Here is a 25,830-nt window from a genome sequence, read left to right as displayed (position 1 = left end):
AACGATAACTCAATTCAGCGCCGACGGGGAGTCTTCCGTCCCGTGCTGAGCTTATGGGCCACCTCGCGGCGCACTCGCGGCCGGAAACGGTCAGTCTCCGCGTCCCAGAAGGCGTCCACCACCGCGCGGTCCTTCTGCGCGAGCCAGCGCAACGCCCAGGACACCGCCTTCTCCACCATGTCGTCGCGGTCGTCGGCCAGCCGCAGGCACAGCGCGAAGGTGCGTTCGGGATCGGGCCGCACGGCGTTGCGGCCCACCGTCGCCACCAGGGCCGAGCGTCGTAGCCAGCGGTTCTCGGAGCCGGACCAGGCGTCGAACAGCGCGTCCGGCAGCTGCCCCCTGGCCCAGAGCGCGCCGGTCAGGATCGTCCCTAGCCCGTCCACCGCGTACCAGGAGGTGGTGCGGCCGGCGAAGTCCTCGATCTCGGCCACGCCGATGGCCGCGAACGCGCCGGGGTGATGGCGGATCAGCTCGTAGGCGATCCATTTCTGCTCCTGGGGAAGCGCGCCCTCGACATGCCGCGCGAGCCGAAGGACGTCCGCGGCCGGCGCGTCTCCAAGCGCACGCGAGATCTCGCGACGTCTCGCCCGCAGGATCGGAGTCGTGAGTCGCGCTTGCGGATCGCCCGGCTGCGGCGCGACGATCTGCTGAACGATTGAGAAGATCGTCGGGTCGTCGACGGGGTCCATGACCCCTAGGCTAACATGTCCCAGGCCAGGGGCTCGCCACGCGCCAGGTCGCGCTTGGCGGTGCGGCCCAGCACCTCTTCGAAGTGGGCGGGCGGCAGGCCGTTGCCCGGCCGGATCGAGCGGACGTTGGCGCGAGTCAGCGGCTGGCCGGCCTTCACGTCGGCGGTGACGTACAGCGAGCGGCGGAACAGCAGGCTGCCCCGCTCCGAGCCCAGCACGTCGTAGTGCGCCTGCCCCAGCGCGGCCCAGGCGGCCTTGGTGTCGTCGCACAGGGCCTTGAACTCGTTGGGCTCCAGGCTGAACGCGGCATCGGGCCCGCCGTCGGCGCGGGCCAGGGTGAAGTGCTTCTCGATCACGCTGGCGCCCATCGCCACCGCGGCGACTGACGCCGCCGTGCCCGGCGTGTGGTCGGAAAGCCCGATCGGGCAGTCGAAACGCTGCGCCATGTCGGTGACGGTCCGCACATTGGCGTCCGCGAAGGTGGCCGGATAGCTCGACACGCAGTGCAGCATCACCACGCCCGGCGCGCCGGCGGCCAGCGCGGTGTCGCGGGCGGTCTGGATCTCCGCCAGGTTGGCCATGCCGGTCGAGATGATCAGCGGCTTGCCCTTGGACGCCGCGTACCGGATCAGCGGCAGATCGACGGCCTCGAACGAGGCGATCTTGTAGGCCGGCGCGCCCAGGTCGGCGAGCAGGTCCACCGCGGTCTCGTCGAAGGGGCTGGAGAAGATCGTCACGCCCCGCGTCTTCGCCCGCTCGAAGATCGCCGCATGCCATTCGAACGGCGTGTGGGCCTCTTCGTACAGCTCGTAGAGGCTGCGCCCGTCCCAGAGTCCGCCGTGGATTTTGAACTCGGGCCGGTCGACGTCCATGGTGATGGTGTCGGCGGTGTAGGTCTGGATCTTGATGGCGTCGCAGCCGGTCTCGGCGGCGGCGTCCACCATCACCAGCGCCCGGTCCAGGCTGCCGTTGTGGTTGCCCGAAAGCTCGCAGATCACATACGGCTCGTGGGCGGCGCCGATCTTCCGGCCGGCGATCTCGATTTCTGGGGTCTTGGCCATGGCGCAGAGACTACGCCTGCGCCGCTGAAGACCTCGTTAACCAAGTCGGGCGTTGTCGTCCGGCGCGGCGAGCTTCGGCCGTGACCGGCTCTTGAGGGCGGCGCCGGCGACGATGCCGATCACCAGGCCCGCGGCCGCGATCCACGCCAGCAGCTTCAGCCCCATCCACAGCGCCCAACCGGCGCCCAGCGCCAGGGCGATGAGGAAGATCACGCCGGCCGTCTTCAGCTTGTTCATGGTTACGCTCCCGCTCGATCGCACCATCAGCGGCCGGCGCGCCAGATCGTTCCCCGCCCCAGCACGCTGAGGCGTCGCGCGCGCCCGGAATCGACACTACATTAGCGCCATGTCCGAACCTCGCTCCGTCCGCTGCCTGATCGTGGGCTCCGGCCCCGCCGGCTACACCGCCGCCGTCTACGCCGCCCGCGCGCTGCTGAAGCCCGTGCTGATCCAGGGCATCCAGCCCGGCGGCCAGCTCACCATCACCACCGACGTGGAGAACTACCCAGGCTTCGCCGACGTGATCCAGGGCCCCTGGCTGATGGAGCAGATGCAGGCCCAGGCCGAGCATGTGGGCACGGAAATCATCAGCGACATCGTCCTGAAGGCCGACCTGTCGCAGCGTCCCTTCCGGCTGGAGACCGACAGCGGCCAGGTCTGGCTGGCCGAGACCCTCATCATCGCCACGGGCGCCCAGGCCAAGTGGCTGGGCCTCGAGACCGAGCAGAAGTTTCAGGGCTTCGGCGTTTCCGCCTGCGCCACCTGCGACGGCTTCTTCTATCGCGGCAAGCAGGTGATCGTGGTGGGCGGCGGCAACACCGCCGTGGAAGAGGCCCTGTTCCTCACCAACTTCGCGTCCAAGGTCACCGTCGTGCACCGCAAGGACGAGTTCCGGGCCGAGAAGATCCTGCAGGAGCGCCTGTTCAATCACCCGAAGATCGAAGTGGTCTGGGACAGCGTGATCGACGAGGTGCTGGGCGAAACCGACCCGCTGGGCGTCACCGGCGCGCGGCTCAAGAACGTCAAGACCGGCGCGACCCAGACCCTGGCCGCCGACGGTGTCTTCATCGCCATTGGTCACGCCCCCGCCAGCCAGCTCTTCCAGGGCCAGCTGGAGATGGACGCCTCAGGCTATCTGAAGGTGAAGGCCGGGACCGCCTCGACGGCGATCGAGGGCGTCTACGCCGCCGGTGACGTCACCGACGACGTCTACCGCCAGGCCGTCACCGCCGCCGGCATGGGCTGCATGGCCGCGCTGGAGGCCGTCCGCTTCCTGGCCGAGGAAGACCATAAGAAGGCCCACGACCCGATCAGCCACCAAGAGGCCCAGAAGATCGGGGCCTGGTGAGCTTGATCCGCTACGCCCGGACCGCAGACCATCCCGCCATCGCCGAGGTGAACGAACTCGCGTTCGGCGGGCCAGACGAGGTGCGGCTGATTGAGCGGCTGCGCGCCGACGGCGATGTGCTGTTGGAGCTGGTGGCGGTGGAGGACGACCAGGTCACCGGCCACATCCTGTTCAGCCGCCTGTTCGCCGACCGGGCCGAAATGTTCGCCGCCCTGGCGCCCATGGCCGTGCGGCCGGGCCTGCAGCGGTCGGGCACGGGCTCGGCGCTGGTCCGCGCCGGCCTGGACGCAGCCAAGGAGTTCGGCGCGCACGGCGTGCTGGTCCTGGGTCACCGCGAGTACTATCCGCGCTTCGGGTTTCTCGCCGAGACCGCGGCCCGGGTGGCCTCGCCCTACTCCGGAAGCCCATCGTTCATGGCGCTGGCCCTGGAGCGCGGCGCCTTCGATCATCCGCTGAGCGTCGCCTATCCCGACGCGTTCACGCCCTAGCTCAGGCGGCGGGTCCGTTCGCCGTGGTCGTGGTCGGCGCCAGGGACGGCGGCGTCGAGGGCTTGGCGTCCATCGAGCGCTCGATCGCCTCGAGGCTCTGGTTGATGCGCTTGACCTCGTCGGCCGTCGGCTGGCGCCGCGACGAGTAGAGAACGCCCATCACCCGGGTCTTCTCGCCGCCCGGGGCTGTGGGGTCGACGACGTTGTAGGTGCGCACCTCGCCGGCCACGGCCAGGGTGATCTTGCGCTCGGCCGAGATGCCCTGCGCCTCGGGCGACAGCACGCCGCCCTGGGTCCGCTGGTCCAGCGCGCCCAGAATGGCGGGCGACAGATAGGCCTCGCCACCGGCGTAGCGGCCGGTGAACGCCGGCGGCTCGCCCCACGGGCCGGTCCACCGATAGAAGATGTGCTGGCCCACCTGGGTCATCTTGACCAGCGTCGGCGCCCAGTAGGGGGCCACGTACTGGGCGTGATAGTGCGTGGCCGAGCCCACGGTCTTGTCGACGTGGCCCGCCAGCGCGCGGGCGGCGACAGCCCTGGCCCGGCTCCAGAGCGCCGGCTGCGGCGCCCAGCGCAGCGAGCCGTCGCAGGTGAAGGTGAACTGGCAGCCCGTGGTCCGCGCCGCGCCCTGGTAGACCACGCCGCACACCGACTTCGGATAGGCGGGATGGCGCATGCGGTTCAGCACCACCTGGGCCACGCCCTCCTGACCCAGCTGCGGCTCGCGGGCGGCTTCGTAGTAGACGGCCTGGCTCAGGCACTCGAGCGCGCGGCCGTATTCGGGGCTGCTGGGCGCGAGGTAGAACGGCTTCATTGGCCGGATGGGCAGATTGGAGAACGAGCGCAGCGCGTTCAGCTCTTCCGCGGTCTCGCCCGCGGCGTCGCCGGTGAAGCCCAGGTTCGGGACAGTGTTGAGGTCCAGCCGCTCCCAGCCCTCCGGCCGCGACCAGAGGTCGGCGCGACGCACGCCCGGGTCATGCCGGATCGCCAGCGCGCGCATGGACGGATCCATGCTGTAGGCCAGCCGGGTCAGGCCGCGGTTGGACATGTCGGTCGAGACGAACTTGGCCACGTTGCGGCTGTCCGCGCCGGCGCCCTGGGGCGCGCAGGCCGGTCCGGCCATGGCGGCCGCCAGGACCGAAACGGCCCCGATCTTCGTCCACGCGGGACGAAGCCCATGTCTCCAACTCGACGTCAGGGACCTACCCCTCCTCAATTCAAGGCTGTCGCATATAGGAGCAAATGGGCTCCAATAGGACCCGCGCCGGGCAAAATTCATGCAAGCCGGCCCGCCGGCGTCAGCTCGGCATACCTTGTTCGACGAAGGTTGCGCGGGCCTCCGGCGCATCCCATGCTGTGCTCGGCCCTGTTCGGGCCGGGGGGTTTGATGCCAGTTCCATGACGCCGGCGCTGTGGCCGCTTCGGCTTGTACCGCGACGCTCGCCGACCTTCTTCGAAGGCCTGGCGGTCACCGTCGTGGCCCTCGTGGCCGCGGTCGGTCTGCGGCTGTTGCTGCTCGGTCCGGAACGGGGCCTGGGACTGTCGATCACCTACTTCCCGGCCCTGATCGCCGCGACGATCCTGGTCGGCGCCCGCTGGGGATGGCTACTGCTGGCGACGGCGTTGACGCTCAACCTGCTGTCCCCCAGCCCCTTCCTCACGGTGGACCTGATGCGGCTGCAGGCCCTGTTTGGCGTCTCCGGGGCGCTGACCGTGGTGCTTTGCGAGAACTTTCGGACCGGCCTCTTGCGCCTGGACGAGGCGGCGGCGAGCCAGGCGGCGGCCCAGCAGACGCTGGAGGTCACCGAGTCCCGGTTCCGCACCCTGGCCGACAGCGCACCCATCCTGATGTGGGTCACGCGCACGGACGGCCGGCGCGAGTTCGCCAACAAAGCCTACGTCGACTTTCTCGCCGTACCCTATGAGGAGGCCATCGACTTCGACTGGCGCCGCGTCCTGCATCCTGACGACATGGCGCGCATCCTCGAGGAGCAGGTCGCCGGCGAAGCCTCGCGCCGGCTGTTCACCCTCGAGGCGCGGTACCGCCGCGCCGACGGCGAGTTCCGCTGGGTCCGCTCGGTGTCGCAGCCTCGCTGGGGACCGGACGGCGCATTCCAGGGCTTTATCGGCGTGGGGTTCGACGTCAGTGACGGCAAGCGCGCCGAAGAGGATCTGCAGCGGATCAACGATCTCCTCGCCGAGCGGGTGCAGGCTGCCCTCAGCGAGCGCGACGAGGCTGAAGCGCAACTGCAGCGCGCCCAGAAGCTGGACGCCGTGGGCCAGCTCACCGGCGGGGTCGCCCACGACTTCAACAACCTCCTGACCGTGATCATCGGCGCGCTCGACCTGATGCAGCGCCATCCCAAGGACGAGGCGCGCCGCGAGCGGATGATCGGGGCGGCCCAGGGCGCGGCGCGGCGCGGTGAGCGCCTGACCCAGCAGTTGCTGGCCTTCTCCCGTCGCCAGGCGCTGAAGCCCGAGCCGGTGCAGGTGGACGCTCTGCTCAAGGACACCGAGCCCCTGCTGCGCCGCGCGGTCGGCGAATCCGTGAACCTGATCGTGGCCCCCGCCGCGCCCGAATGCGTGGTCAACCTCGACCCCAGCCAGTTCGAAGCGGCGATCATGAACCTGGTGGTCAACGCCCGCGACGCCACGCCCAGCGGCGGGATGATCCGGATCGAGACCCTGCCCGTCCGCCTGGACGCCCGCCAGGTCGAGACCCTGGAGGCCGGCGACTATCTCTGTGTGGCCGTCCACGACACCGGCGTCGGGATGGACGCTGAGACCCAGGCGCGCGTCTTCGAGCCCTTCTTCACTACCAAGGCGCCCGGCCGGGGCACAGGCCTGGGCCTCAGCCAGGTCTACGGCTTCGCCCGACAGAGCGGCGGCGTCGCGACGGTCGACAGCGCGCCGGGCAAGGGCTCCAGCGTCTGCCTGTACCTGCCGCGCATCGCCGCCGGCGCGATCGCCGCGCATGTCACCGGGGCGGCGGCGGCGGCCCGTTTGGGTCCATCCCTTCGCATCCTCCTCGTCGAGGACGACCTGCAGGTGGCCGAGATGGTCGACGCCATGCTGAGCGACCTGGGCCACCACGTGCGCCGCGCCGAGCATGCCGACGCAGCGCTCTCGATCCTGGAGACGGGCGACACCTTCGACCTGATGCTCACCGACCTGATCATGCCGGGGGACAAGTCGGGCGTGGATCTGGCGCGGGTGGCGGTGCGCCAGCGTCCCGGCCTGCCGGTGATCCTGTCCTCCGGCTACACGGGCGAAGTCCTGGTCGCCGCCGAAGACGCCCCATGGCCCCTGCTCCGCAAGCCCTACGGCCCCGACCAGCTGGCCGCCGCCATCGCCGAGGTCACCGCGCCGAGCGCGTAACCCCGACGAAGCCGCCGATAGACAGTTCAACTCTCCCGCGAAAAGCCCCTTGCACGTCGCTACGTCAGCCCCATATAGTGGTTATGCTCCAAGTGAGCAAAAGCGCCGGAGCCCGTTAAGCCCCAGGCGCTCTCTTTTAGGCCTGAGAAATGCTCACTTTGAGCATAAGGAGGGTTCCATGGCCGCCGACGGGTTCCAGTTCGCGTTTACACCTGATGTCCAGGCTGAGACCGCTCCCGCATGGGAGAAGGTCAAGCACCACGTCACGCCTATGGAGTGGCGCCTCCAGGCTCCGCTCATCGCCGAGATCAACCGGCTGAAGCGCGAGAAGGACGCGGTCATCCTCGCCCACAATTACATGACGCCCGAGATCTTCCACGGCGTGGGCGACTACGTGGGCGACAGCCTGGGCCTGGCCAAGGAGGCCGCCCGTTCGGACGCCAAGATCATCGTCCAGGCCGGCGTGCACTTCATGGCCGAGACCTCGAAGATCCTGTCGCCGGAAAAGCGCATCCTGATCCCCGACCTGCGCGCCGGCTGCTCGCTGGCCAGCTCGATCACGGGCGCCGACGTACGCCTGATCAAGCAGCGCTACCCCGGCCTGCCGGTGGTAACCTACGTGAACACCACCGCCGACGTGAAGGCCGAGACCGACATCTGCTGCACCAGCGCCAACGCCGTGCAGGTGGTGGAAGAAGCGGCGCGCCTGTGGGGCGTCGACCGGGTGATCCTGATCCCCGACGAGTTCCTGGCCCGCAACGTGGCGCGCCAGACCGACATCAAGATTATCGCCTGGCAGGGCCGCTGCGAAGTGCACGAGCGCTTCACGGCCGCCGATATCCTGGAGCTCAAGGCCGCCTATCCGGACGCCGAGGTCCTGGCGCACCCCGAGTGCCCGGCCGAAGTGCTGGAGGTCTCGGATTTCGCCGGCTCGACCGCGGCGATGAACGACTACGTTATCCAGCGCAAACCCAAGCGCGTGGTGCTGATCACCGAGTGCTCGATGGCCGACAACGTCGCCGCCGACGCGCCGTTCACCGAGTTCGTGCGCCCGTGCAACCTGTGCCCGCACATGAAGATGATCACGCTGGAGAACATCTACGAGGCCCTGCTGCACGACCGCTACGAAGTGACCGTCGATCCGGCGATCGCCGAACGTGCGCGACTGGCCGTCCAGCGGATGGTCGACCTGCCGCCGCCGGTCCGACCCGCCCGCTACGACCTCGTGAAGGCCCGCCACCATGTGGATGTGGAGCTGATCTGACGTGAGCTACGACCCGGTCATCACGACCGTGGCGGCCCAACCTCTCGCGGCCGTCACGGCCCGCGTCCGCCCCGAACACATGGGGGCGGTCGTGTTCAAGGCGCTGGACTCTGTCCACGCGGCGCTGCGCACCGGCGACTACGGCCCCTACTGGGGCGACGTCGTGCTGTGCGAGGGCGAGGACGACGACGGCGTGCTGGACCTGCGCATCGGCGTGGGCCTGGCCCGGCCGTTCCCGGGCATGGGCGCCGTCGCGCCCTGGAGCACGCCGGCCGGCGAGGCCGTGCAGGTCACCCACCTGGGCGCGTGGTCACAGCGCGGCGCAGCCCATGCGGCCGCCCGGGACGCCGCCGCCCAACTGGGCCGCGACCTGACCGGCGTGCACTGGGAAGTCTACGGCGCCTTCGACATCGCGGCCCGCACCCGCCCCACCGACGTGTTCTACGAGGCGACCCATGGCTGAGCGCCTGAACCATGACGGCGTGATTGTCGTCGGCGCCGGCCTCGCCGGGCTCGCCGCCGCCATGTCGGCTGCGCCCGCCCGCGTGCTGCTGATCACCGACGCGCCGCTGAACAGCGGCTGTTCGTCGGCCTGGGCTCAAGGCGGGGTCGCCGCCGCGCTCAGCGCCGACGATACGCCCGAACTGCACGCCGCCGACACCATCGCCGCTGGCGCGGGTCTCGTCGTGCCCGAGGTCGCCCACCTGCTCGCCGAGGAAGGCCCCGAGGCGGTGCGCTGGCTGGCCGGCCTGGGCGCGCCCTTCGACCGCACGCCCGACGGCGCCTTCGCCCAGAGCCTGGAAGCCGCCCACTCCCGCGCCCGCGTGGCCCGGGTGAAGGGCGACCAGGCCGGCAAGGCGATCATGCAGGCCGTCACTGTGGCCGCCCTCGCCTCCCCGCATATCGAGGTGCGCACCGGCTGGAAGCTGGCGGGCCTGCTGCAGGATGCAAGCGGCCGCGTGCGCGGCGTCGTGGTGCGGCAAGGCGCCGAGCTGATCGAGATCACCGCCCGCGCCGTGATCCTGGCGACCGGCGGCATCGGCGGACTCTATGCGATCACCACCACCCCGGCCGAGCTGAAGGGCGAGGGCCTGGCCTTCGCCGCTCTCGCCGGCGCCACGATCGCCGACCCCGAGTTCGTCCAGTTCCACCCCACGGCGATCGACATCGGCCGCGACCCCGCCCCGCTGGCCACCGAGGCCCTGCGCGGGGAAGGGGCGAAGCTGACCGGCGCCGACGGCGCGCCGTTTATGGCCCGCTATCACAAGGACGCTGAATTGGCGCCGCGCGACGTGGTGGCCCGCGCCATCCATGCCGAGCGTCTGGCCGGCCGCGGCGCCTTCCTGGACGCCCGTCAGGCCGTGGGCGCCCACTTCCCGGACGAGTTTCCCGCCGTCTTCGCCGCCTGCATGGGCGGCGGCGTCGATCCGCGGGTGCAGCCGATCCCGGTCGCGCCCGCCTGCCACTACCACATGGGCGGCATCGCCACCGACGTTCACGCCCGCACCACCCTGCCCGGCCTGCTCGCGGCCGGAGAGTGCGCCGCGACCGGGGTTCACGGCGCCAACCGCCTGGCGTCCAACTCGCTGCTGGAGACGGCCGTCTTCGGCCGCCGCGCCGGTCACACCGCCCGCGAGACGACCGCCGCGACCGGTCCGCTGGTCCGCGCCGCCATCGCGCCCGAACTCCCGGCTCCGGCCCTGGCGGTCCTGCGCCAGGCGATGAGCCGGGACGCCGGCGTGGTGCGCGACGCCGCGGGTCTGACACGGCTGGCTGACCAGATCGGCGCGCTGGAGGGCCAGCATGGCCGCGCCGCGCCCCTGGTGGCCGCCCGCCTGGTCGCCGAGGCGGCGCTGGCCCGCCGGGAAAGCCGGGGCGGTCACTTCCGCGCCGACTACCCCCAAGCGGCGAAACCCGAACGCACCTTCGTCACCGCCGCGGAACGCGCGTGTCAGGCCGCCTGAGCCCGCACCCGCTCCTTCAGCGCCGCGGCGATCCGCAGGCCCAGCGCCACCGCGATCAGGGCCACCGCCGGGATCGCCAGCGCGGGCTTGATCGGGATGCGGCTGACATAGCTGTTCGCGAAGATCACCAGCACCCACCAGCCGCCGGTGGCGTGCAACAGCTTCCATCGCGCCAGCCCCAGCCAGCGCTGCGCGGCGTTGTTCGACGTCAGCGCCATCAGCGCGATCATTACATAGGCCCCGCCGCCCAGCAGCCAGACGAACAGCGGCCGGGCCTGGCCGAACTGCGACACGGCCACGACCACGAAGCCCAGGTGCACGAAGTGGTTGGCGGCGAACGCCAGGCCGATCGCGCGCCGGCGGCGCAGCAGCGCCGTGCGCCAGCCCCCAGGCCAGACCTTGGCCAGCGACGAGGCGCTCCAGGCGGCGATGAAGAACGGGAACGCCCAGCGCGCCGTGACGGCCGTCCCCGCCAGCACGCCCTTCTCGGTGTAGCCGCCGTATGCCTGCGTGAAGGCCAGACCCAAGGCCAGCGCGATCAGAGCCGCGCCGGAAACCATCGCCCACGTGGGAAGCCGCATGTCCAAATCCCTTGTCATACTCTCAGTATGATCGCCATACCGAGAGTATGATGTCAACGGCCCCGCTCACAAATCGCGACCGGCTGGTCGCCCAGGCGCGTCGTCTGTTCGCCGAGAACGGCTATGCGGCGGTGTCGGTGGACGAGGTCGCGGCGGCGGCCGGGCTGACCAAGGGCGCCGTCTACTACCAGTTCAAGGACAAGACCGACCTGTTCCGCGCCGCCTGCGAGGCGGTGATGGCCGACGTGGCGAAGTACGTCGATCTCTCCACCATGGCCGAGAGCCCTCATCCCCTGGAGGAGATCATCGTCGGCGGCTCGAAGATGTTCGACGCCTACGAGGCGGCCGACGCCCGCCGGCTGCTGCTGATCGACGGCCCCTCGGTGCTGGGCTTCCAGCAGTGGATCACCTTGCAGGAGCCGGTCTGCATCGGCCTCATCGCCCACGCCATGGGCCACCTGGCCGAGGCCGGACTTCTGGACGAGGAGGTGGTCCCCACCCTCTCGCACCTGGTGTTCGGCGCCTTCGTGCAGGGCGCGCTCAGGATCGCGGTCGCCGCCGATCCGGCCGCCGCCAGTCTGGAAGTCCGAGCCGCCACCCTCACCCTGATCCGCGGCTTCCTCGCGGGTATCGCCCTGTCCAAGCCTACGGCCCTGTCATGACCCCGTTCCCGACCATCGCCCCCCTGCCCGATCTGATCGTGGCGCCCGTCGTCCGCGCCGCGTTGGCCGAGGACATGGGCCGCGCCGGCGACATCACCGCCCAGGCCTGCGTGCCCGCCGACGCCCGGCTGACCGCCGACTTCGCCGTGCGGCGGGGCGGGGTGGTCTCGGGGCTCAGCTGCATCCGCCTGGCCCTGGCCGAGCTGGATCCGGACGCGACGTTCCATCCGCTCGCCGTCGACGGCCACGTCGTGCCGGCCGGCACGGCGCTGGCCCGGGTCAGCGGCAATGCGCGCGCCATCCTGACCGCCGAGCGCACCGCCCTGAACCTGCTGGGCCGCATGTGCGGCATCGCCACCCTGACCCAGGACTACGTCGACTGCGTCGCCGGCACGAAGGCCCGGATCACCGACACGCGGAAGACCACGCCAGGGCTGCGGGCGCTGGAGAAGTATGCCGTGCGCTGCGGCGGCGGGGTGAACCACCGCTTCGGCCTGGATGACGCCATCCTGATCAAGGACAACCACGTCGCCGCCTGCGGCTCGGTGGGCGAGGCGGTTCGCCGGGCCAAGGCCTTCGCCGGCCATCTGGTGAAGGTCGAGGTCGAGGTCGACACCCTGGTTCAGCTGCAGGAAGCGCTCGCCGGCGACCCCGACGTGATCATGCTGGACAACTTCAGCCTGGCCGACCTGCGCGCGGCGGTCGAGATCGTGGGCGGTCGGGTCACCCTGGAGGCCTCGGGCGGCGTCACCCTCGACACCGTCCGCGCCATCGCCGAGACCGGTGTCGACGTCATCAGCGTCGGCGCCCTGACCCATTCGGCCAAGGTCCTGGACATCGGCCTGGACGCGGTCGGCGAGTAGGTGTGAGCAGAACGCCCACCTCAGTGGGGGCGACACCGAGAGAACCTCCACAGCGAGTCCAATCCGCACCCTTCTCCCCTTGCGGGAGAAGGGGGCCTGCGAAGCAGGTCGGATGAGGGGTCGCACGAGGGCGCGTCCGCGCTCTTCAGTTGGCCCATAGACCCACGCAGACGGCTCCGGACGCGCCTGAAGGCGCCTGCGGCGCGCTCAGACTGGAAGGCTCGCGCGACCCCTCATCCGTCAGCCTGCGGCTGACACCTTCTCCCGCAAGGGGAGAAGGACACCCATAGGCCGCCTCGAAATCCACAACCAATCGGTTGACAATCATCCCGCCGCCTCCATATTCAACAATATGGTTGAACAACAACTCGCCCCCGCCGACGTCCGGCTCGACGCCGTGTTCCACGCTCTGGGCGACGCCACCCGCCGCCGGATGCTGCGCTCGCTCTCGGGCGGCCAGCGGACGGTGGGCGAACTGGCCGCGCCCTTCGACATGTCGCTGGCGGCGGCCTCCAAGCACATCAAGGCCCTGGAGAAGGCCGGCCTCGTCCGACGCACCATCCAGGGGCGCACCCACATCTGCCGGCTGGAAGCCCGCCCGCTGGAAGACGCCCACGATTGGATCGGGGCCTACGAGCGATTCTGGACCGGCAGCCTCGACGCTCTCGAAAGCCTGTTGCGCGCCGAAGACGCCCGCGCCGCGCCCACCCAGGCCCCGACCCCCGACGTTTCAGGAGACGACCAATGACCGACGCCGCCATCCTCAGCCCGCACGGCGAGCTGATCGCACCCATGACCGTGCGCCTGGAGCGCATGCTGCCCGGCCCGATAGAGCGCGTGTGGTCCTACCTCACCGACAGCGACCTGCGCAGCCGCTGGCTGGCCACCGGCGAGATGCCCGAGCAGCCGGGCGCCAAGGTCGAGCTGGTCTGGCGCAATGACGATCTGTCCGGTCGCCACGAGCAGCGTCCCGAGGGGGTCCCGGAAGAGCGCCGCATGGACTGCGAGGTCATCCGCTTCGAGGCTCCGCGCCTGCTGGTGCTGGGCTGGGGCGCGAGCGGCAGCGAGGTGACCTTCGAGCTCGAGCCGAAGGGCGCCGAGGTGAAGCTGACGCTCACCCACCGCCGCCTGCCTGACCGCGGGAACCTGCTCGGCGTCTCGGCCGGCTGGCACGCCCATGTCGACATCCTGATCGGCGTCCTGCGCGGGGGCGAGCTGCCGCTGTTCTGGGCCAACTGGACCCGCCTGCGCGGCGAGTACGACGCCCGCCTGCCCAAATAGTTTCCGTCGAAGGAGCCTGCCTCGTGCAAACCCCGCCCATCGTCTCCGCCCAGGCCTGGGAAGCCGCCCGCCAGGCCCTTCTCGTCAAGGAAAAGGCCCTCACCCGCGCTCGCGACGCCCTGGCCGCCGAGCGGCGCCGAATGCCGTGGGTCGAGGTCGACAAGGCCTACAGCTTCGACACCGCCGACGGCCCCAAGACCCTGCTGGAGCTGTTCGACGGGCGGCGGCAGCTGATCGTCTACCGCGCCTTCTACGAACCCGGCGTCCACGGCTGGCCGGACCGCGGCTGCCCCGGCTGTTCGCTGGTCGCCGACCAGGTGGCCCATCCGGCCCACCTCAACGCCCGTGACGTGACGCTGGTGTTCGCCTCCCGCGCCAACCCCGACCAGATCGCGGGCCTGAAGGCGCGGATGGGCTGGCAGGATATCCCGTGGGTCAGCATCACCGACGACTTCGACACGGACTTCGGCGTCGGCGAATGGCATGGCACCAACGTCTTCTGTCGCGCCGACGACGGCCGGGTGTTTCGCACCTACTTCCTGAACAACCGCGGCGACGAGGCGATGGGCGGCACCTGGGCCTATCTCGACATCACCCCGCTGGGCCGCCAGGAGCTCTGGGAAGACTCACCGGAGGGCTATCCCCAGCACCCCAGCTACAAGTGGTGGAGGTGGCACGACTCCTACGAGGCTGCGCCCGATGCAAAGTGGGCCGAGATCTCGGACGCCGGCGAGAAGGCCTTCCGCGAGGCTTCGGCCAAGGCCAAGGCATGAGGCCAGCCGCCTGGCTCAGCCTCGCCGCCGCCCCGACCTTCACGGTCATGGCGGCGGTGACGGCCGCGCTCGACGCCAGGGCCGCAGTCACCGTGTGCGGCCCCGCCCCGGCTCCGGTCAGCGGAATGGTCGTCATGTACGTGCTGATGAGCGCGTTCCACCTGGGTCCCTGGCTGCAGCGGGCGTCGCGATAGGTTTCGGGCATTGGCAGGCGGGGCGGGCCTGGGCTCTAGTCGCGGCCATGCTCAAGCCCGTCCTCATCGCCGTCATGGCGACGACCGCCACCTTCCCCGCCCACGCCCAGCCGGCCGCCGGCTATCCCAGGATCGTGCCATCGCCCGGCGGCCACGTCGTGATCCAAAGCCCCGGCGCTCAGCGAAACTACGACGCCTACAAGTTTGCGCCCGCGCGCCGCGCCGGAGACTTCCTCTACATCTCGGGCGTGATCGCCGGGCCCTACGGCAAGCCGCCGACCGACCATGCGGCGTTCACCGAACAGGTGCGCGGCGCCTTCCGCTCGATCGACCAGATGCTGAAGGCCGACGGTGCAACCTTCGCCGACGTGGTCATGATCAACACGTTCCACGTCTGGGATGGCCCCGGATTCAAGGGCACGCGCGACGAACAGTTCGCCGCCTTCGCCAAGGCCAAGGACGAGTTCATGTCGCCGCCCCACCCCGCGTGGACCGCCGTCGGCACGACCGGCCTGCTGGCCGACGACGGCGTCCTCGAGATCCAGATGATCGCCTACGTCCCGCGGAAGAAGGCGCTGCCCTAACCCGCCATACGCAGCGGCTGCACGGATTCGACGGCGCGGCGGCCGGCGCCCGGGTGCACCTTGAAGGCGCTGACCAGGCGGGTCAGTTCGCTGGCCTGGCGTGAGAGCGTGTGGCTGGCGGCCGTGCTCTCTTCCACCATGGCGGCGTTCTGCTGGGTGTTCGTGTCCATCTGGTTGATGGCGGTGTTCACCTGGCCCAGGGCCGAGGCCTGCTCGCGCGCCGAGGCGGCGATGTCGCGGACCACCACGGCGATCTGGCTGAACTGCTCGAAGATCTGATGCAGCGCCTTGCCCGTCTGGTCGACCAGCTCGACGCCCGCGCCCACCTGTTCCGACGAGGCCGAGATCAGCGACTTGATTTCCTTGGCCGCTTCGGCCGAGCGCTGGGCCAGGCCGCGGACTTCCGAGGCGACGACCGCGAAGCCCTTGCCCGCGTCGCCGGCGCGCGCCGCTTCGACGCCGGCGTTCAGCGCCAGCAGGTTGGTCTGGAACGCGATCTCGTCGATCACGCCGATGATCTGGCTGATCTGTTGCGACGAGGCCGAGATCTCGCCCATGGCCGACACCGCGCGCCCCACCACGTCGGTGGAGGCCTCGGCGCTGGCGCGGGCTTCGTTCACGACCGAGTCGGCGGCCTGGGCGCCGTCGGCGGTCTTGCGGACCGTGGCGGTGATTTCGTCCAGAGCTGCGGCGGTCTCTTCCAGGCTGGCCGCCTGGGCCTCGGTGCGCCGCGACAGGTTGTCGGCCGCCTGACTGATCTCACCGGCGCCCGAAGTGATGGCGCCCGAGCCGTCGACAATCTGGCCCAGGGTGCGCTCGAGGTTCGAGACCGCGGTGTTGAAGTCGTGACGCAGTTCCTCGTAGCTCCCCTGGAACGCGTCCGTGATCCGATAGGTCAGGTCGCCGGACGACAGGCGCGACAGGCCCAGCGCCAGGGCCTTCACCACGGCGGCCTGCTCGGCCTGGGCGCGCGATCGCTCGGCCTCGGCGTGGCTGCGCTGGCGTTCCGCATCGGCCTCCGACTCCTCGGCCTTCCGCTCGAGCTGGATCCGCGCAAGGGCGCTTTCCTTGAAGCTCAGCACGGCCTGCGCCATCGCGCCCACCTCGTCCTTGCGGTCGGTGGCGGGCACATCGACGTTGTTGTCGCCCGCGGCCAGTTGTCGCATGACCTTGGTCATCGCCCGCACGGGATCGGCGATCGAGCGGGCCAGGATCACGCCCGCGGCGAGGGCCAGGGCGGCCAGCAGGGCCACCCCGGCGATGAGGCCGATGGTCACCCGCTGCAGCGCTGCGGCCTGGGCGGCGGCTTCGCTTTCCAGCGACTTGGCGGCTGCGTCATTGATCGCGCCGATGGCGTCTTCGACCGCCTCGATCGCCTTGTCCGCAACCCCGTCATGGCTGACCAGGGCCACGCCTTCGGGGCGGGTCGCCGGGTCTGAGCCCAGCCGGATGCCGACATTCAGCGCGACCGTCTCATAGTTCGCAAAGGCCGTCTTGGCCTTGGCCACGCGCGCCGTCGCCGCGGCATCGCCCTGGGCCAACGCCTCCAAGGTCTTCATGGCCTCGAGAAATTTGACCTTGTGCACTTCGTTGATGCGCTTGGCGTAGTAGGTGTCGCCCGAGAGCAGGAACCCGCGCAGCGAGTTCTCCTGCCGCGCCAGCCGGAACGTGGCGTCGACCGCCGCCGAGAGCGCTTGCTGGGCGTGGTCGGTGCGGGCCACCGAGGCCTGCAGCGACGCGTTGTTCAGGTAGAGAGCCACGCCGCCCGCCGCGATGGTGGCGAGCATTCCGGCGAAAACGAAAACAAGCTTTGCCGAGATCGAGAGGTTCCGAAAATTCACGGGCGGTCCTGCGCGCTTCAAGTGACAGGCCACGCATGACGCAAGGCAATGACCATCTAATTAATCATGGTGCGAATTGTCGACGCACCCCGCGCAACCGGTAATTCCCAGAATTCCCACCTCATATACTTGAAGTTGCTTCTTCGATCATGTGAACCGGTCGTTCATCGTATCCGTCTTTAAGGCTGTCACACGACCGTAATGGACTTCGGACCCCGATGAAGACGATGATGCGGGCCTCGCTCCTGGCCCTACTGCTGGCCGGTGTGGCGCAAACGGCCCTGGCGCAGACCGCCGAGGAGCGGATCGCCGCGCTCGAAGCCAAGATCGCCGCCCTCACCGGCGAGCTCGCCGACATCAAGGCGGCCACCCAGAAGGCCGAGGCCGAGCGCAAGAAGGCGCCGACCACCGCGCTCTCGAACGGCCGGCCCACGATCTCCACCGCCGACGGCCAGAGATTCGCCGTGCGCGGTCTCGTCCAGTTCGACGGCGCCGCGTACGACGAGACGCGAGGCGCAAACGACCTGAACTCCGGAACCAACTTCCGCCGCGCCCGCCTGGGCGTGGAGGGCACGTTCGCCCGGGACTGGAACTACGCCCTGACCGGCGAGTTCGGCGGCAGCGGCTCGGAACAGGCCGTGCTGAACCAGGCCTACATCGAGTACGCCGGCTGGCGGCCGGGCGGCGTCCCGGTGCGTCTGCGCGCCGGCGCCTGGGCCACTCCCGTGGGCCTGGAAGACGCCACGGGCATCACCGACGGCGTGTTCATCGAGCGCGCCGCCGCGGCGGAGCTGGTCCGTGGTATCGCAGGCGGCGACGGGCGCAGCAGCGTCGGGGTCTTTGCGAACGGCAAGCGTTGGTATGCCTCGGGCGTCCTGACCGGCGCCGTGGTCGGAACGCCGGCCGCGCCCGAGTTCGACGAGCAGATGGGCTACATCGGCCGCCTCGCCTGGAGCCCGCTGGGCGACGAGGACTTCGCCCTCCACGTCGGCGGCGCCGTCTCGGGGGTCCTGAAGGTCGCCGACACCGGCGCCGGCGCGGCGCGCACCCGCCAGCTGCGCCTTCGCGAGCGGCCGGAACTGCGGGTCGACGGGACACGCCTCGTCGACACCGGAAGCCTCAACGCCAGCGGCGCCACGACCTACGGCGCCGAACTGGGCTTCAACTACAAGAACCTGCAGGCCTCCGCCGAGGCCTTCCGGATCGACCTCGACCGGACGGGCGCCGCCAACGCCAGCTTCGATGGCTGGTACGCACAGGCCGCCTGGACCATCACGGGCGAACGGCGCGCGTGGCTCAACCAGTCGGGCGGCTTCCGGGGCATCCGGCCCAAGACCGCCTTCAACCCCGCCGAGGGCGCCTGGGGCGCCCTTGAGATCGCCGGCCGCTACAGCGTGCTGGACCTCGACGACAAGGCCGGTCTCCGCGGCGCGGCGACCCCGGCCGGCGGCATCCGCGGCGGCGAGCAGACGATCACGACGGCGGCGCTGAACTGGTATCCGAACGCCGTCGTCCGCTTCCAGCTGCAGTACCAGCACATCGACGTCGACCGCCTGAGCGCCACCGGGGTCGAGGTCGGCGACGACGCCAACGTGCTGTCGATCCGCAGCCAGTTCGCGTTCTGAGCCCTACCAGGCGCTGAGCGCGCCGTAGGGGTGCTCGAGCTGCAGCGCGACGAACCGCGCGGTGGGCTGGCCGTAGGCCGCCCGGACCTGGTCGATCATGCCCTCGATCGGACCCGTGGCCGGGAGGCTCGCCTGGCGGTCGAACCGTTTCGGGGCGGCCGGGTCGGCATGGAGGGTAAGGCCTCGACGCGACACCACCGTGGCCGGCCCCGTGGCCCAGGCCGTGGAGCGGTAGGTGCGCGACCACCCGTCCAGGACGGCGGCGAAGCTGAACTCGTCGATGCCCGGCGACAGCGCCACCTGCACGTCGTCGCGCCGCCAGAATGCGGCCGCGTTGCCCGCCGCCACACCGAGGGGTCGTGACGAGAGGCGGTAGTCGCCGCCGGCATGACGCGGATCGGGCTGGGCCAGCCCCAGCCGCCCGGCCGTCGCGCGCATCACGTCGTCTCCGGCAAGGTCCTTCAGCAGCGCCAGCGAGGCCGGCGCCGAGGCGCTGACCCCCGCCGTGGTCGTGATCGGACCATCCGTCACCCACCGCAAGTCGCGGCGCAGGGTCACCTTCGGGTGCTTCTTCGCCAGGCCCTCGGCGCTGAACCAGTGGACCGTCGCCTGGCGGCCATCCAGCAGCCCCGCTTCGGCCAGCACCAACGACCCGTCGCAGATCGACACCAGGCGCGCCCCCGCCCTGGCCTGCGCCTGCAGCCACGCGGCCCGCTCGGGGTCGCGCACCTGGTGCATGGCCGGCACGATGACCACGTCCGGCCCCTTCGGCCGCCGGGCCAGTTCAGCCAGGGTCATCTGCGGCGAGATCCGGGCCATGCCGGGCATCAGCTTGATGGGCGCGGCCGAAGCCGCGACCACCTTCACCTCGACCGCGCCGCTCTCGGCCAGGATCGCATAGGGCGCGATCAGGTCGGTCGTCTCGGTCCCGTCGGCGTCCGCCAGGATCACCACCAGCGGCTTCGCCGCCGCCGGGACCGCCAGCGCCAGCCAGGCGGCGGCCGCGATCATCCAACGCCGCATCAGACGGGCTCCGCCGCCTGCGCCGCGCGCACCGCCGCCTCGGCGCGGCTGTCGGCGGACGCGGCCATCCGGGCCTTCACCTGAGCCAGCACCTCGGGCCGGGCCAGCTCGGGCCGGCCTGAGTTGAAGGGCGGCGCGGGGGCATACTCCAGGCCCAGCTGGACCGCCTCGGCGTAGTCGCGGCCCGCCAGCTCCTCCAGCATCACAAAGGCGAAGTCGATGCCGGCGGTCACGCCGCCGCCCGTGATGATGTTGCCGTCACGCGCCACGCGCTCTTCGCTCACGATGGCGCCGAACGGCTCCAGCATCGAACGCCAGGCCCAGTGGCAGGCCGAGCGCTTGCCCTTCAGGAACCCGGCCGCGGCCAGGATCAGCGAGCCCGTGCAGACGCTGGTCTGGTACTTCGCCCCCGCGCCGAGACGACGGACCTGCGCCATGAACGCTTCGTCCAGCATGGCGGCGGTGGTCCCGAACCCGCCGGGGATGCAGATCACGTCGCAGCGCTCGACCTTCGAAAGATCGGCCAGGTTCGTGAAGGTCAGCCCCTCGGCCTCGATGTCCTGGCCGCCCATGGAGGCGACGAGGGTCTCGGAATTGGGCGCCCGCGACAGCACCTGGTGGGGGCCGGTGAAGTCGAGGTGGGTCACCCCCGGATAGAGCACGAAGAGGATCTTGAGCTTGGACATCTGGGACCTCCTGAAAACTTGACGTCCCCGACCTACGCCCGGCATGGTCTGGCTGAAATGACAATGTTCCCACAAATCCTGCCATGACCCGCAAGATCGCCGTCGTCGTCTTCCCGAACTTCCAGCTGCTCGACGCGGCGGGTCCGCTGTCGGCCTTCGACATCGCCGGCCGCTTCAGCCCCGGCGCCTACGAGGCCCACGTCCTGGCGCCCGGCGGCGGGCACACGCCCTCGACCGCCGGCGCGGGCTTCGCCTGCGAGCCGCTTTCGGAAGGGCCCTGGGACACGATCCTGGTCTCGGGCGGCGACGCCACCCGCGCCGTCGGCGAGTTCTCCGAAATCGTGGCGTGGCTCCAGCGTGTGGCCCCGGCCGCGCGACGGGTGACCAGCGTCTGCTCGGGCGCCTACTTCCTGGCCGAGGCCGGCCTGCTGGACGGCCGGCGCGCCACCACCCACTGGAGCCGCACCGACCACTTCGCCCGGCGCTATCCGAAGATCCGGCTCGACGCCGACCGCATCTTCATCCGCGACGGCAACGTGTGGACGTCGGGCGGCATCACCGCCGGCATCGACCTGACCCTGGCGCTCATCGAGGACGACCTGGGCCCCGAGATCGCGCGCCGCACCGCCCAGCAACTGGTCGTCCATCAGCGGCGGCCCGGCGGCCAATCCCAGTTTTCGGCCCTGGTGGAGATGGGCGGCGCGTCCGGCCGCTTCGCCGAGCTGATGGACTGGATGCGGGCCAACCTCGCCGGGGCGCTCACCGTCGAGCGCCTGGCCGAGCGGGCCGCCATGAGCCCCCGCAACTTCGCCCGCGCGTTCACGGCCGAAACCGGCACGACGCCGGCCAAGGCCGTCGAGCGGCTGCGCCTGGAAGCCGCCCGCACGGCCGTCGAGAGCAGCCACGCACCCATCGACCACGTCGCCGAGGCCGTGGGGTTCGGCGACCCCGAGCGCATGCGCCGCGCCTTCCTGCGCGCCTTCGGACAACCCCCGCAGGCGCTACGCAGAGCCGCCAGAGCCTGACCGTCGGAACCGGAGCCTGCCGGACGCTTTTCGATGGTCAGTGGAGAGCGTGCGTATGTCGGTCCAGCCCGGAACCATCGCCCTGAAGGGGCGCCGCAGATATTACGCGTCCGAGGCGCGGCGGGTGCAGGATCTGGCGGACAAGGGCCCCGGTGAGAGCCGCGATCGCTTCCTCGAGGTCGCCCGCGAATACCGCACCTTGGCGGCCTGGTACGCGGATGCTGATGATCAAGCGGACGAGCCTGAGGCGCTGAAGCCTCAGCCCAGCGCCTAGAGCGCATCCCGCCGAGGATGAGGCGCGCAGGCGATAAGGATGCGCTCCAGCAGGAAGACGACGAGCCCGTTCCTCCCGTTGGCTTGATTCAAGCCAACCGGGACGGGCTCTAGACGCCGATCCCGCCCGGGCCTTGCTGGCGGAGGATCCGCAGGCTCTCGTTCTGCCGCTTGATGATCTCCAGCAGCTCGCGTTGCCGCAGCGCGTCCATCTTGTCGTGCAGGTGCATGATCTCCAGCTCGGCGCGCAGGTTGACGATGTAGTCGTGCTCGGCCGCCGCCCGGTCACGCGCCGCGGCTCGGTTCTGGCTCATCATGATGATCGGCGCCTGCACGGCCGCCAGCGTCGACAGCATCAGGTTCAGGAAGATGAAGGGGTACGGGTCGAAAGCCAGCTTGGTCCCCTGGCCCACTGCGTTCCAGGTCATCCAGATCGCCAGCACCAGCGCGAACCCGATGATGAAGCGCCACGATCCGCCGACGGCGGCGACGCGGTCGGACAGCTTCTCGCCCGGCTTGCGGTCGTCGGTGTGCAGCCGCGAGTCCAGACCCGTCGGCGCCTCGGTGGCGATCAGGTCGATGACGCTTCGCTGCACCGGCGTCAGCGTCTCGTAAGGGCTCCCCAGCAGGTTCTTGGCCAGTTGATCCTTAGCTTCGATCGCCATCCGATTTTCCCCTTCGGCAGATACTGGGTGTAGCTTCGCAGCATATGGGGGGTTTCGCGATGTCGGGGATCACCAAGGCGCAGGCGGACGGCCGCCGGGCCATCTTCATCACCGGCGCGGCCAGCGGCATCGGGCTGGCGACCGCCAGGCGCTTCGCCGGCGTAGGCTGGTTCGTAGGCCTGGCCGACATCGACGCCAAAGGCCTCGCGGCGGCGCTCGACGCGATCGGCCCCGCCAACGGGATCGTCTGCAGTCTCGACGTTCGCCACCGCAGCGCCTGGAAGCGCGAGCTCGCCGTGTTCGCAAAGGCGACGGGCGGCCGCCTCGACGTGCTGATGAACAACGCCGGCCTCGCCAAGGGCGGCTACCTCGAGACCCAGACGCCCGAGGACGTCGACCTCCAGATCGACGTGAACCTCAAGGGCGTGCTGAACGGATGTCAGGCCGCCTTCGACCTGCTGGCCGCGACGCCCGGCGCCCTGGTCGTCAACGTGGCCTCGGTGGCGGGCGTGGTCGCTCCGCCGCGGATGAGCGTCTACGCCGCCACGAAGTTCGCCGTGCGCGGGCTCTCAGAGGCGTTGGAGGCCGAGTTCTCGCGCATCGGCGTCGGCGTCCGCTGCATCATGCCGTGGTTCATCGACACGCCGCTGCTGGACAAGGCCCGTTTCTCGGGGAACGAGGACCTGCGCGTGTCGCTGCGCCAGGAAAAGGTGCCGGTCTATCCGGTCTCCGACGTCGCCGAGGCGGTGTGGGCGGCCGTGCACGGCAAGCCGCGGCTGCACCATCTGGTGGGCGGCCAGGCGCGACAGATCGGCCTGCTCAATCGGTTCCTGCCCGGCCTGGTCCGCCGCCGGCTCGCCAGGCAGATCGACGTGCTCTAGCCCCGGTCGCCGTTAGGACGACGCCCCCGTCGGCTGGGCCGGAGCCAGCCGCGCTTCCTCGGCCACCACAGGGGTGGCCGCGCCGATGGCGGCCTTGGGCTCGCCGGCGGTGGTCGGCGACGCCGTCTCCAGGGACGACTCGATGGCCTTTTCGACCGTGGGATCGATGCGCAGGTCCTGGGCCGGGCCCGCGCCGCTGGTCAGCAGCGCCTGCCGCACCGCCGGCGCCGCGGCGGGCGCGTGACGCAGGCGATAGGGCGCGAACTTGTAGAAGACGTGAGCCCCCACGTTGGCCACGCGCAGCATGTGCGGCGCCCACATCGGCGAGACCGCGGTCGTATGGAAGTGCGTGGCCGCGCCCACTTCGACCCGGGCCGCCCCGGCCAGGGCGCGGGTGGCCACGTCGCGGGCCCGGTTCCAGGCCAGGACCTCGCGACGCTTCCGCATCGAGCCGTCGCAGGCGAAGCTGAACTGGCAGCCCTTGCGCCCGGCGCCCTGGAAGACGACGGCGCAGACGGTCTTCGGGAAGGCCGGGTGCTTCACCCGGTTCATCACCACCTGGGCGACGGCCGCCTGACCGCGGGCGCTCTCGCCGCGGGCCTCGTAGTAGACGGCGGTGGTCAGGCAATCGAGGTCGGCGCGGCGGCGCGCCTTCAGGCGCTCCTTGTCCACGCGGCTCGGATGGGTGATCGCGTCCAGCGCGCCCTCGAAACCGTAACGCTGGAGCCCGACACGCAGGCCCTCGCCCTCGGCCTCGAGGTACGAGCCGCTGTAGCCGGCCACGGCCGCGTCGGCCATGCGCAGCTCGTGCGCATAGTCCGCCGCATGGCCGGCCATGCCGAAGATCAGAAAGGCTGCGCCCAGGCCCAGGCCCATGCCTGCGCCCGCCAAAGCGGCGCCAAACGGTGTACGCCGAACGGCGCGCACCAGGAATTCATACTGCAAAACGGAAACGGTCCTCAGCGGCGAGGGCGTTACGTGCCCCCCAACCTACATGTCGCCCCGGGCGCCCCTGCACGTGCTGGCAGCGTCCGCCGGCAGGCTCTTCCCCGAGATCCGTTGTGGGGTCGAGCGACGGCAAATGGTGGAGGCTGTATGAATGCGGCGAGGGCCTTTGGCAAGACTTTTTTGCGCTGCACCATTAACGCCGAGATCGCCTCTAAGGCGACTTGAGTTCGGTTATCCCCGACATGGGACTGAGTTCGCAGGAGAATTTCGGGATGCTCACCCGGGGCTGCATTTAGTCTTTAGACCGCCTGCAAGTCTTCTGAAACCATACTCGTTTACCTTGCGTCGGCGCCGCAGAAGCTTGCGTGGAACAACAGTCTTCGAGGCGTGTTCTCCCCATCAGGAGACCCCATGCGCACACTGACCTTCCTGACCCTCGCAGCCGCCCTCGCCCTCTCGGCGTGCGGGCACAATGTGGAACAACGGGCCGCCACCGGCGCGGTCGCCGGCGCGGTGGTCGGCGGACCTGTCGGCGCCGCCGTCGGAGCCGGTGTCGGTACGGTGGTCAGCAAGGGCGTCGACCCCAACTGACCGACCGATCTGCGGCCTGCTGACGCATCTGGCGCTAACGTTGCTGCGTAACTTCCCCAAGGATCAACGAGGGAACCCTAGGTTGCGCAATCTCATCTTCGCCCTGGCCACTCTGATCGGCGTGCTGCTCGTCGCCGCCAGCGCCGTGAGCCACGCGACGCTCTAGATCAGGCCGACATGGGCGCCCGCCGATCGGCGTGGACCATCTGCCAGATACGCCAGGCGTCGACCGCCGCGAGCGCCAGAAAGACAAGGATCGTCGAGGCGACGCCGATCCGCATGCCCGTGTCGAAGTTGGCCTGAACCTGCTCGCGCACCTGCGGCGTCCAGACGTCCCAGTTCACCTCCACCCAGTGCCCGGCCTGGTAGACCGCCCCCAGCACGCCTGCGCCGAACAGGTTGCGGCCAAGCGACGTCGCACGATTGAAGAAGACCGCGCCGGGCGTGAACAACGCTAGGACGTTCACGCTAACGTCGAAGGCCGCGTAGGCGAGGATCGGCCAGTACATCTCCTGCCAGATCGGCGCCAGTTCGACGCTCATGTCGTGATCGGGAATGAAGGCGCGGAATTCGATCGCGCCCACCCACCACAGCAAAAACACGGCGCCCATGCCTATCTCCACCACACGCTCGAAGCGGGACTTGGTCTTTCCCTCGGGCGGCGGCAGCTGACTGGGCTTCCACCTTTTCAGGAACGACGTCTTTCCGAACCGCTCGATCAGCGCGCAGACCAGGGTGATCATCCCGAAAGCGAACACCAGCAGGCCGAAGAGTGACCCATCGCCCGCGTCCAGACCCAGGGCCAACGGCTGGCCTGCGATGACGACCAGCAGCGCCATCACCACCCAGATCCCCAGGATCACCGACAGCGTGGCCTTGATGGCCGCCCACCAGAACGGGAAGACCTCCGGGCCGATAAGGTGCTGCACCTGGCGATACCGTCCCGACACCGTCAGCGGGTGGCCGAACCGGATCAGCAGCGCCTCGAGCTCCTCGCGGGTCTGTGGACGGCCCAGGCGCTCTTCCTCTTCCTCGACCTGGCTGAGCAGCACGTCGCGCAACTCGGCGGTGACGTCGGCCTTCTGGCCGTCAGGCAGTTGGCGGGCGATGGCGCCCAGGTAGCGTTCGATCAGGTCGGACAT

29 protein-coding genes are annotated in these 25,830 nt (G+C 70.1%); 18 read left to right on the top strand and 11 right to left on the bottom strand.

Annotation, left to right across the window (positions count from 1 at the left end):
* Positions 1-14 precede the first annotated feature (14 nt).
* Genes ACQ66R_RS19240 through ACQ66R_RS19230 form a run of 3 tightly spaced genes read right to left on the bottom strand, consistent with a single transcriptional unit; the run spans position 15 to position 1,987 of the window.
* The gene (locus tag ACQ66R_RS19240; protein ID WP_430424543.1) at positions 15-689 is read right to left on the bottom strand and encodes a DNA alkylation repair protein; all 675 of its coding nucleotides are present in this window, start codon (positions 687-689) and stop codon (positions 15-17) included.
* 5 nt (positions 690-694) lie between these two features.
* A complete protein-coding gene (pseI, locus tag ACQ66R_RS19235; protein WP_430424542.1) occupies positions 695-1,750 on the bottom strand; it encodes a pseudaminic acid synthase in 1,056 nt (351 codons plus the stop codon).
* Positions 1,751-1,786: 36 nt separating this feature from the next.
* Complete coding sequence (locus tag ACQ66R_RS19230; protein ID WP_430424540.1) at positions 1,787-1,987, bottom strand: hypothetical protein; 201 nt, start codon at positions 1,985-1,987, stop codon at positions 1,787-1,789.
* 100 nt (positions 1,988-2,087) lie between these two features.
* Between ACQ66R_RS19230 and trxB the strand changes: the two genes are divergently transcribed.
* Both trxB and ACQ66R_RS19220 read left to right on the top strand, forming a co-directional pair.
* Entirely contained in the window at positions 2,088-3,098 is a 1,011-nt protein-coding gene (gene trxB, locus ACQ66R_RS19225; RefSeq protein WP_430426359.1) for a thioredoxin-disulfide reductase, read from the top strand.
* Positions 3,095-3,586 (top strand): GNAT family N-acetyltransferase, encoded by a 492-nt coding sequence (locus tag ACQ66R_RS19220; protein WP_430424538.1) that lies wholly within the window; start codon positions 3,095-3,097, stop codon positions 3,584-3,586. Before trxB ends, ACQ66R_RS19220 begins: the two co-directional genes overlap by 4 nt.
* A gap of 1 nt (position 3,587) precedes the next feature.
* Here ACQ66R_RS19220 and ACQ66R_RS19215 read toward each other — a convergent pair whose 3' ends face one another.
* A complete protein-coding gene (locus ACQ66R_RS19215) occupies positions 3,588-4,709 on the bottom strand; it encodes a cell wall hydrolase (protein ID WP_430424536.1) in 1,122 nt (373 codons plus the stop codon).
* Between the two features lie 275 nt (positions 4,710-4,984).
* Between ACQ66R_RS19215 and ACQ66R_RS19210 the strand changes: the two genes are divergently transcribed.
* From ACQ66R_RS19210 to ACQ66R_RS19195, 4 genes are all read left to right on the top strand, one after another.
* Entirely contained in the window at positions 4,985-6,964 is a 1,980-nt protein-coding gene (locus ACQ66R_RS19210) for an ATP-binding protein (protein WP_430424534.1), read from the top strand.
* A gap of 178 nt (positions 6,965-7,142) precedes the next feature.
* On the top strand, positions 7,143-8,228 hold the full coding sequence (gene nadA, locus ACQ66R_RS19205; RefSeq protein WP_430424532.1) for a quinolinate synthase NadA: 1,086 nt from the start codon (positions 7,143-7,145) through the stop codon (positions 8,226-8,228).
* A 1-nt stretch (position 8,229) separates the two neighbouring features.
* Entirely contained in the window at positions 8,230-8,691 is a 462-nt protein-coding gene (locus ACQ66R_RS19200) for a hypothetical protein (RefSeq protein ID WP_430424530.1), read from the top strand.
* Positions 8,684-10,192 (top strand): L-aspartate oxidase, encoded by a 1,509-nt coding sequence (locus tag ACQ66R_RS19195; RefSeq protein WP_430424528.1) that lies wholly within the window; start codon positions 8,684-8,686, stop codon positions 10,190-10,192. The genes ACQ66R_RS19200 and ACQ66R_RS19195 overlap by 8 nt, the downstream gene beginning before the upstream one ends.
* On the opposite strand, the gene ACQ66R_RS19190 is transcribed toward ACQ66R_RS19195, so the two are convergent.
* Positions 10,180-10,773 carry a hypothetical protein gene (locus ACQ66R_RS19190; protein WP_430424526.1) on the bottom strand — a complete coding sequence of 198 codons (594 nt, stop codon included), beginning with the start codon at positions 10,771-10,773 and terminating at the stop codon, positions 10,180-10,182. The two genes, ACQ66R_RS19195 and ACQ66R_RS19190, sit on opposite strands and share 13 nt — an antisense overlap.
* A 50-nt stretch (positions 10,774-10,823) precedes the next feature.
* Here ACQ66R_RS19190 and ACQ66R_RS19185 point away from each other — a divergent pair, with 50 nt between their 5' ends.
* The 7 genes from ACQ66R_RS19185 (at position 10,824) to ACQ66R_RS19155 (ending at position 15,130) form a co-directional block, all read left to right on the top strand.
* Positions 10,824-11,435, top strand: coding sequence for a TetR/AcrR family transcriptional regulator (locus ACQ66R_RS19185; RefSeq protein ID WP_430424524.1), 612 nt, complete (start codon positions 10,824-10,826; stop codon positions 11,433-11,435).
* Complete coding sequence (gene nadC / locus ACQ66R_RS19180; protein ID WP_430424522.1) at positions 11,432-12,298, top strand: carboxylating nicotinate-nucleotide diphosphorylase; 867 nt, start codon at positions 11,432-11,434, stop codon at positions 12,296-12,298. The genes ACQ66R_RS19185 and nadC overlap by 4 nt, the downstream gene beginning before the upstream one ends.
* Positions 12,299-12,650: 352 nt before the next feature.
* Positions 12,651-13,046, top strand: coding sequence for an ArsR/SmtB family transcription factor (locus tag ACQ66R_RS19175; protein WP_430424520.1), 396 nt, complete (start codon positions 12,651-12,653; stop codon positions 13,044-13,046).
* The gene (locus ACQ66R_RS19170) at positions 13,043-13,579 is read left to right on the top strand and encodes an SRPBCC family protein (RefSeq protein WP_430424518.1); all 537 of its coding nucleotides are present in this window, start codon (positions 13,043-13,045) and stop codon (positions 13,577-13,579) included. Before ACQ66R_RS19175 ends, ACQ66R_RS19170 begins: the two co-directional genes overlap by 4 nt.
* Positions 13,580-13,602: 23 nt before the next feature.
* Positions 13,603-14,352: a DUF899 domain-containing protein gene (locus tag ACQ66R_RS19165; RefSeq protein WP_430424516.1), complete on the top strand. Its 750-nt coding sequence runs from the start codon at positions 13,603-13,605 to the stop codon at positions 14,350-14,352.
* Positions 14,349-14,546: a hypothetical protein gene (locus tag ACQ66R_RS19160; protein ID WP_430424514.1), complete on the top strand. Its 198-nt coding sequence runs from the start codon at positions 14,349-14,351 to the stop codon at positions 14,544-14,546. Before ACQ66R_RS19165 ends, ACQ66R_RS19160 begins: the two co-directional genes overlap by 4 nt.
* A 47-nt stretch (positions 14,547-14,593) precedes the next feature.
* Entirely contained in the window at positions 14,594-15,130 is a 537-nt protein-coding gene (locus ACQ66R_RS19155) for a Rid family hydrolase (protein ID WP_430424512.1), read from the top strand.
* Here the strand turns inward: ACQ66R_RS19155 and ACQ66R_RS19150 are convergent.
* On the bottom strand, positions 15,127-16,971 hold the full coding sequence (locus tag ACQ66R_RS19150; RefSeq protein ID WP_430424510.1) for a methyl-accepting chemotaxis protein: 1,845 nt from the start codon (positions 16,969-16,971) through the stop codon (positions 15,127-15,129). The two genes, ACQ66R_RS19155 and ACQ66R_RS19150, sit on opposite strands and share 4 nt — an antisense overlap.
* Before the next feature lie 218 nt (positions 16,972-17,189).
* Between ACQ66R_RS19150 and ACQ66R_RS19145 the strand changes: the two genes are divergently transcribed.
* Positions 17,190-18,596 (top strand): OprO/OprP family phosphate-selective porin, encoded by a 1,407-nt coding sequence (locus ACQ66R_RS19145; protein ID WP_430424508.1) that lies wholly within the window; start codon positions 17,190-17,192, stop codon positions 18,594-18,596.
* 3 nt (positions 18,597-18,599) lie between these two features.
* Here the strand turns inward: ACQ66R_RS19145 and ACQ66R_RS19140 are convergent, their stop codons facing one another.
* Entirely contained in the window at positions 18,600-19,619 is a 1,020-nt protein-coding gene (locus ACQ66R_RS19140; protein WP_430424506.1) for a DJ-1/PfpI family protein, read from the bottom strand.
* Positions 19,619-20,305, bottom strand: a complete 687-nt coding sequence (locus ACQ66R_RS19135; RefSeq protein ID WP_430424504.1) for a DJ-1/PfpI family protein — start codon at positions 20,303-20,305, stop codon at positions 19,619-19,621. The genes ACQ66R_RS19140 and ACQ66R_RS19135 overlap by 1 nt, the downstream gene beginning before the upstream one ends.
* Before the next feature lie 83 nt (positions 20,306-20,388).
* Here ACQ66R_RS19135 and ACQ66R_RS19130 point away from each other — a divergent pair, with 83 nt between their 5' ends.
* Together ACQ66R_RS19130 and ACQ66R_RS19125 are read left to right on the top strand one after the other, a co-directional pair.
* The gene (locus ACQ66R_RS19130; RefSeq protein ID WP_430424503.1) at positions 20,389-21,330 is read left to right on the top strand and encodes a GlxA family transcriptional regulator; all 942 of its coding nucleotides are present in this window, start codon (positions 20,389-20,391) and stop codon (positions 21,328-21,330) included.
* Positions 21,331-21,385: 55 nt separating this feature from the next.
* Positions 21,386-21,604 (top strand): hypothetical protein, encoded by a 219-nt coding sequence (locus ACQ66R_RS19125; RefSeq protein WP_430424502.1) that lies wholly within the window; start codon positions 21,386-21,388, stop codon positions 21,602-21,604.
* Between the two features lie 109 nt (positions 21,605-21,713).
* Here the strand turns inward: ACQ66R_RS19125 and ACQ66R_RS19120 are convergent, their stop codons facing one another.
* Positions 21,714-22,268 carry a DUF1003 domain-containing protein gene (locus ACQ66R_RS19120; protein ID WP_430424501.1) on the bottom strand — a complete coding sequence of 185 codons (555 nt, stop codon included), beginning with the start codon at positions 22,266-22,268 and terminating at the stop codon, positions 21,714-21,716.
* A 59-nt stretch (positions 22,269-22,327) separates the two neighbouring features.
* Here ACQ66R_RS19120 and ACQ66R_RS19115 point away from each other — a divergent pair, with 59 nt between their 5' ends.
* Positions 22,328-23,149 carry an SDR family oxidoreductase gene (locus ACQ66R_RS19115; protein WP_430424499.1) on the top strand — a complete coding sequence of 274 codons (822 nt, stop codon included), beginning with the start codon at positions 22,328-22,330 and terminating at the stop codon, positions 23,147-23,149.
* 12 nt (positions 23,150-23,161) lie between these two features.
* On the opposite strand, the gene ACQ66R_RS19110 is transcribed toward ACQ66R_RS19115, so the two are convergent.
* The gene (locus ACQ66R_RS19110) at positions 23,162-24,025 is read right to left on the bottom strand and encodes a cell wall hydrolase (protein ID WP_430424497.1); all 864 of its coding nucleotides are present in this window, start codon (positions 24,023-24,025) and stop codon (positions 23,162-23,164) included.
* Between the two features lie 483 nt (positions 24,026-24,508).
* On the opposite strand from ACQ66R_RS19110, the gene ACQ66R_RS19105 reads away from it, so the two are divergent.
* Positions 24,509-24,688: a hypothetical protein gene (locus ACQ66R_RS19105; RefSeq protein ID WP_430424495.1), complete on the top strand. Its 180-nt coding sequence runs from the start codon at positions 24,509-24,511 to the stop codon at positions 24,686-24,688.
* A gap of 167 nt (positions 24,689-24,855) precedes the next feature.
* Here ACQ66R_RS19105 and ACQ66R_RS19100 read toward each other — a convergent pair whose 3' ends face one another.
* Entirely contained in the window at positions 24,856-25,830 is a 975-nt protein-coding gene (locus tag ACQ66R_RS19100) for a hypothetical protein (protein ID WP_430424493.1), read from the bottom strand.

Origin of the sequence: Phenylobacterium sp. (assembly GCF_965284355.1) — a bacterium.
Classification (GTDB): domain Bacteria; phylum Pseudomonadota; class Alphaproteobacteria; order Caulobacterales; family Caulobacteraceae; genus Phenylobacterium.
Note: the sequence above shows the minus strand (reverse complement) of the source record. Positions and strands in the feature narration are given on the sequence as shown.

Excerpts from the sequence above, each read along its gene's own strand:
- ACQ66R_RS19125 (WP_430424502.1), top strand. The coding sequence starts at position 21,386 with ATGTCGGTCCAGCCCGGAACCATCGCCCTGAAGGGGCGCCGCAGATAT.
- ACQ66R_RS19195 (WP_430424528.1), top strand. The coding sequence starts at position 8,684 with ATGGCTGAGCGCCTGAACCATGACGGCGTGATTGTCGTCGGCGCCGGC.
- ACQ66R_RS19135 (WP_430424504.1), bottom strand. The coding sequence starts at position 20,305 with ATGTCCAAGCTCAAGATCCTCTTCGTGCTCTATCCGGGGGTGACCCAC.
- pseI (WP_430424542.1), bottom strand. The coding sequence starts at position 1,750 with ATGGCCAAGACCCCAGAAATCGAGATCGCCGGCCGGAAGATCGGCGCC.
- ACQ66R_RS19105 (WP_430424495.1), top strand. The coding sequence starts at position 24,509 with ATGCGCACACTGACCTTCCTGACCCTCGCAGCCGCCCTCGCCCTCTCG.
- nadC (WP_430424522.1), top strand. The coding sequence starts at position 11,432 with ATGACCCCGTTCCCGACCATCGCCCCCCTGCCCGATCTGATCGTGGCG.
- ACQ66R_RS19120 (WP_430424501.1), bottom strand. The coding sequence starts at position 22,268 with ATGGCGATCGAAGCTAAGGATCAACTGGCCAAGAACCTGCTGGGGAGC.
- ACQ66R_RS19190 (WP_430424526.1), bottom strand. The coding sequence starts at position 10,773 with ATGCGGCTTCCCACGTGGGCGATGGTTTCCGGCGCGGCTCTGATCGCG.
- ACQ66R_RS19240 (WP_430424543.1), bottom strand. The coding sequence starts at position 689 with ATGGACCCCGTCGACGACCCGACGATCTTCTCAATCGTTCAGCAGATC.
- ACQ66R_RS19110 (WP_430424497.1), bottom strand. The coding sequence starts at position 24,025 with ATGGGCCTGGGCCTGGGCGCAGCCTTTCTGATCTTCGGCATGGCCGGC.
- ACQ66R_RS19155 (WP_430424512.1), top strand. The coding sequence starts at position 14,594 with ATGCTCAAGCCCGTCCTCATCGCCGTCATGGCGACGACCGCCACCTTC.
- ACQ66R_RS19170 (WP_430424518.1), top strand. The coding sequence starts at position 13,043 with ATGACCGACGCCGCCATCCTCAGCCCGCACGGCGAGCTGATCGCACCC.
- nadA (WP_430424532.1), top strand. The coding sequence starts at position 7,143 with ATGGCCGCCGACGGGTTCCAGTTCGCGTTTACACCTGATGTCCAGGCT.
- ACQ66R_RS19215 (WP_430424536.1), bottom strand. The coding sequence starts at position 4,709 with ATGGCCGGACCGGCCTGCGCGCCCCAGGGCGCCGGCGCGGACAGCCGC.
- ACQ66R_RS19140 (WP_430424506.1), bottom strand. The coding sequence starts at position 19,619 with ATGCGGCGTTGGATGATCGCGGCCGCCGCCTGGCTGGCGCTGGCGGTC.
- ACQ66R_RS19130 (WP_430424503.1), top strand. The coding sequence starts at position 20,389 with ATGACCCGCAAGATCGCCGTCGTCGTCTTCCCGAACTTCCAGCTGCTC.
- ACQ66R_RS19185 (WP_430424524.1), top strand. The coding sequence starts at position 10,824 with ATGTCAACGGCCCCGCTCACAAATCGCGACCGGCTGGTCGCCCAGGCG.
- ACQ66R_RS19160 (WP_430424514.1), top strand. The coding sequence starts at position 14,349 with ATGAGGCCAGCCGCCTGGCTCAGCCTCGCCGCCGCCCCGACCTTCACG.
- ACQ66R_RS19175 (WP_430424520.1), top strand. The coding sequence starts at position 12,651 with ATGGTTGAACAACAACTCGCCCCCGCCGACGTCCGGCTCGACGCCGTG.
- ACQ66R_RS19115 (WP_430424499.1), top strand. The coding sequence starts at position 22,328 with ATGTCGGGGATCACCAAGGCGCAGGCGGACGGCCGCCGGGCCATCTTC.
- ACQ66R_RS19100 (WP_430424493.1), bottom strand. The coding sequence starts at position 25,830 with ATGTCCGACCTGATCGAACGCTACCTGGGCGCCATCGCCCGCCAACTG.
- ACQ66R_RS19230 (WP_430424540.1), bottom strand. The coding sequence starts at position 1,987 with ATGAACAAGCTGAAGACGGCCGGCGTGATCTTCCTCATCGCCCTGGCG.
- ACQ66R_RS19145 (WP_430424508.1), top strand. The coding sequence starts at position 17,190 with ATGAAGACGATGATGCGGGCCTCGCTCCTGGCCCTACTGCTGGCCGGT.
- ACQ66R_RS19210 (WP_430424534.1), top strand. The coding sequence starts at position 4,985 with ATGACGCCGGCGCTGTGGCCGCTTCGGCTTGTACCGCGACGCTCGCCG.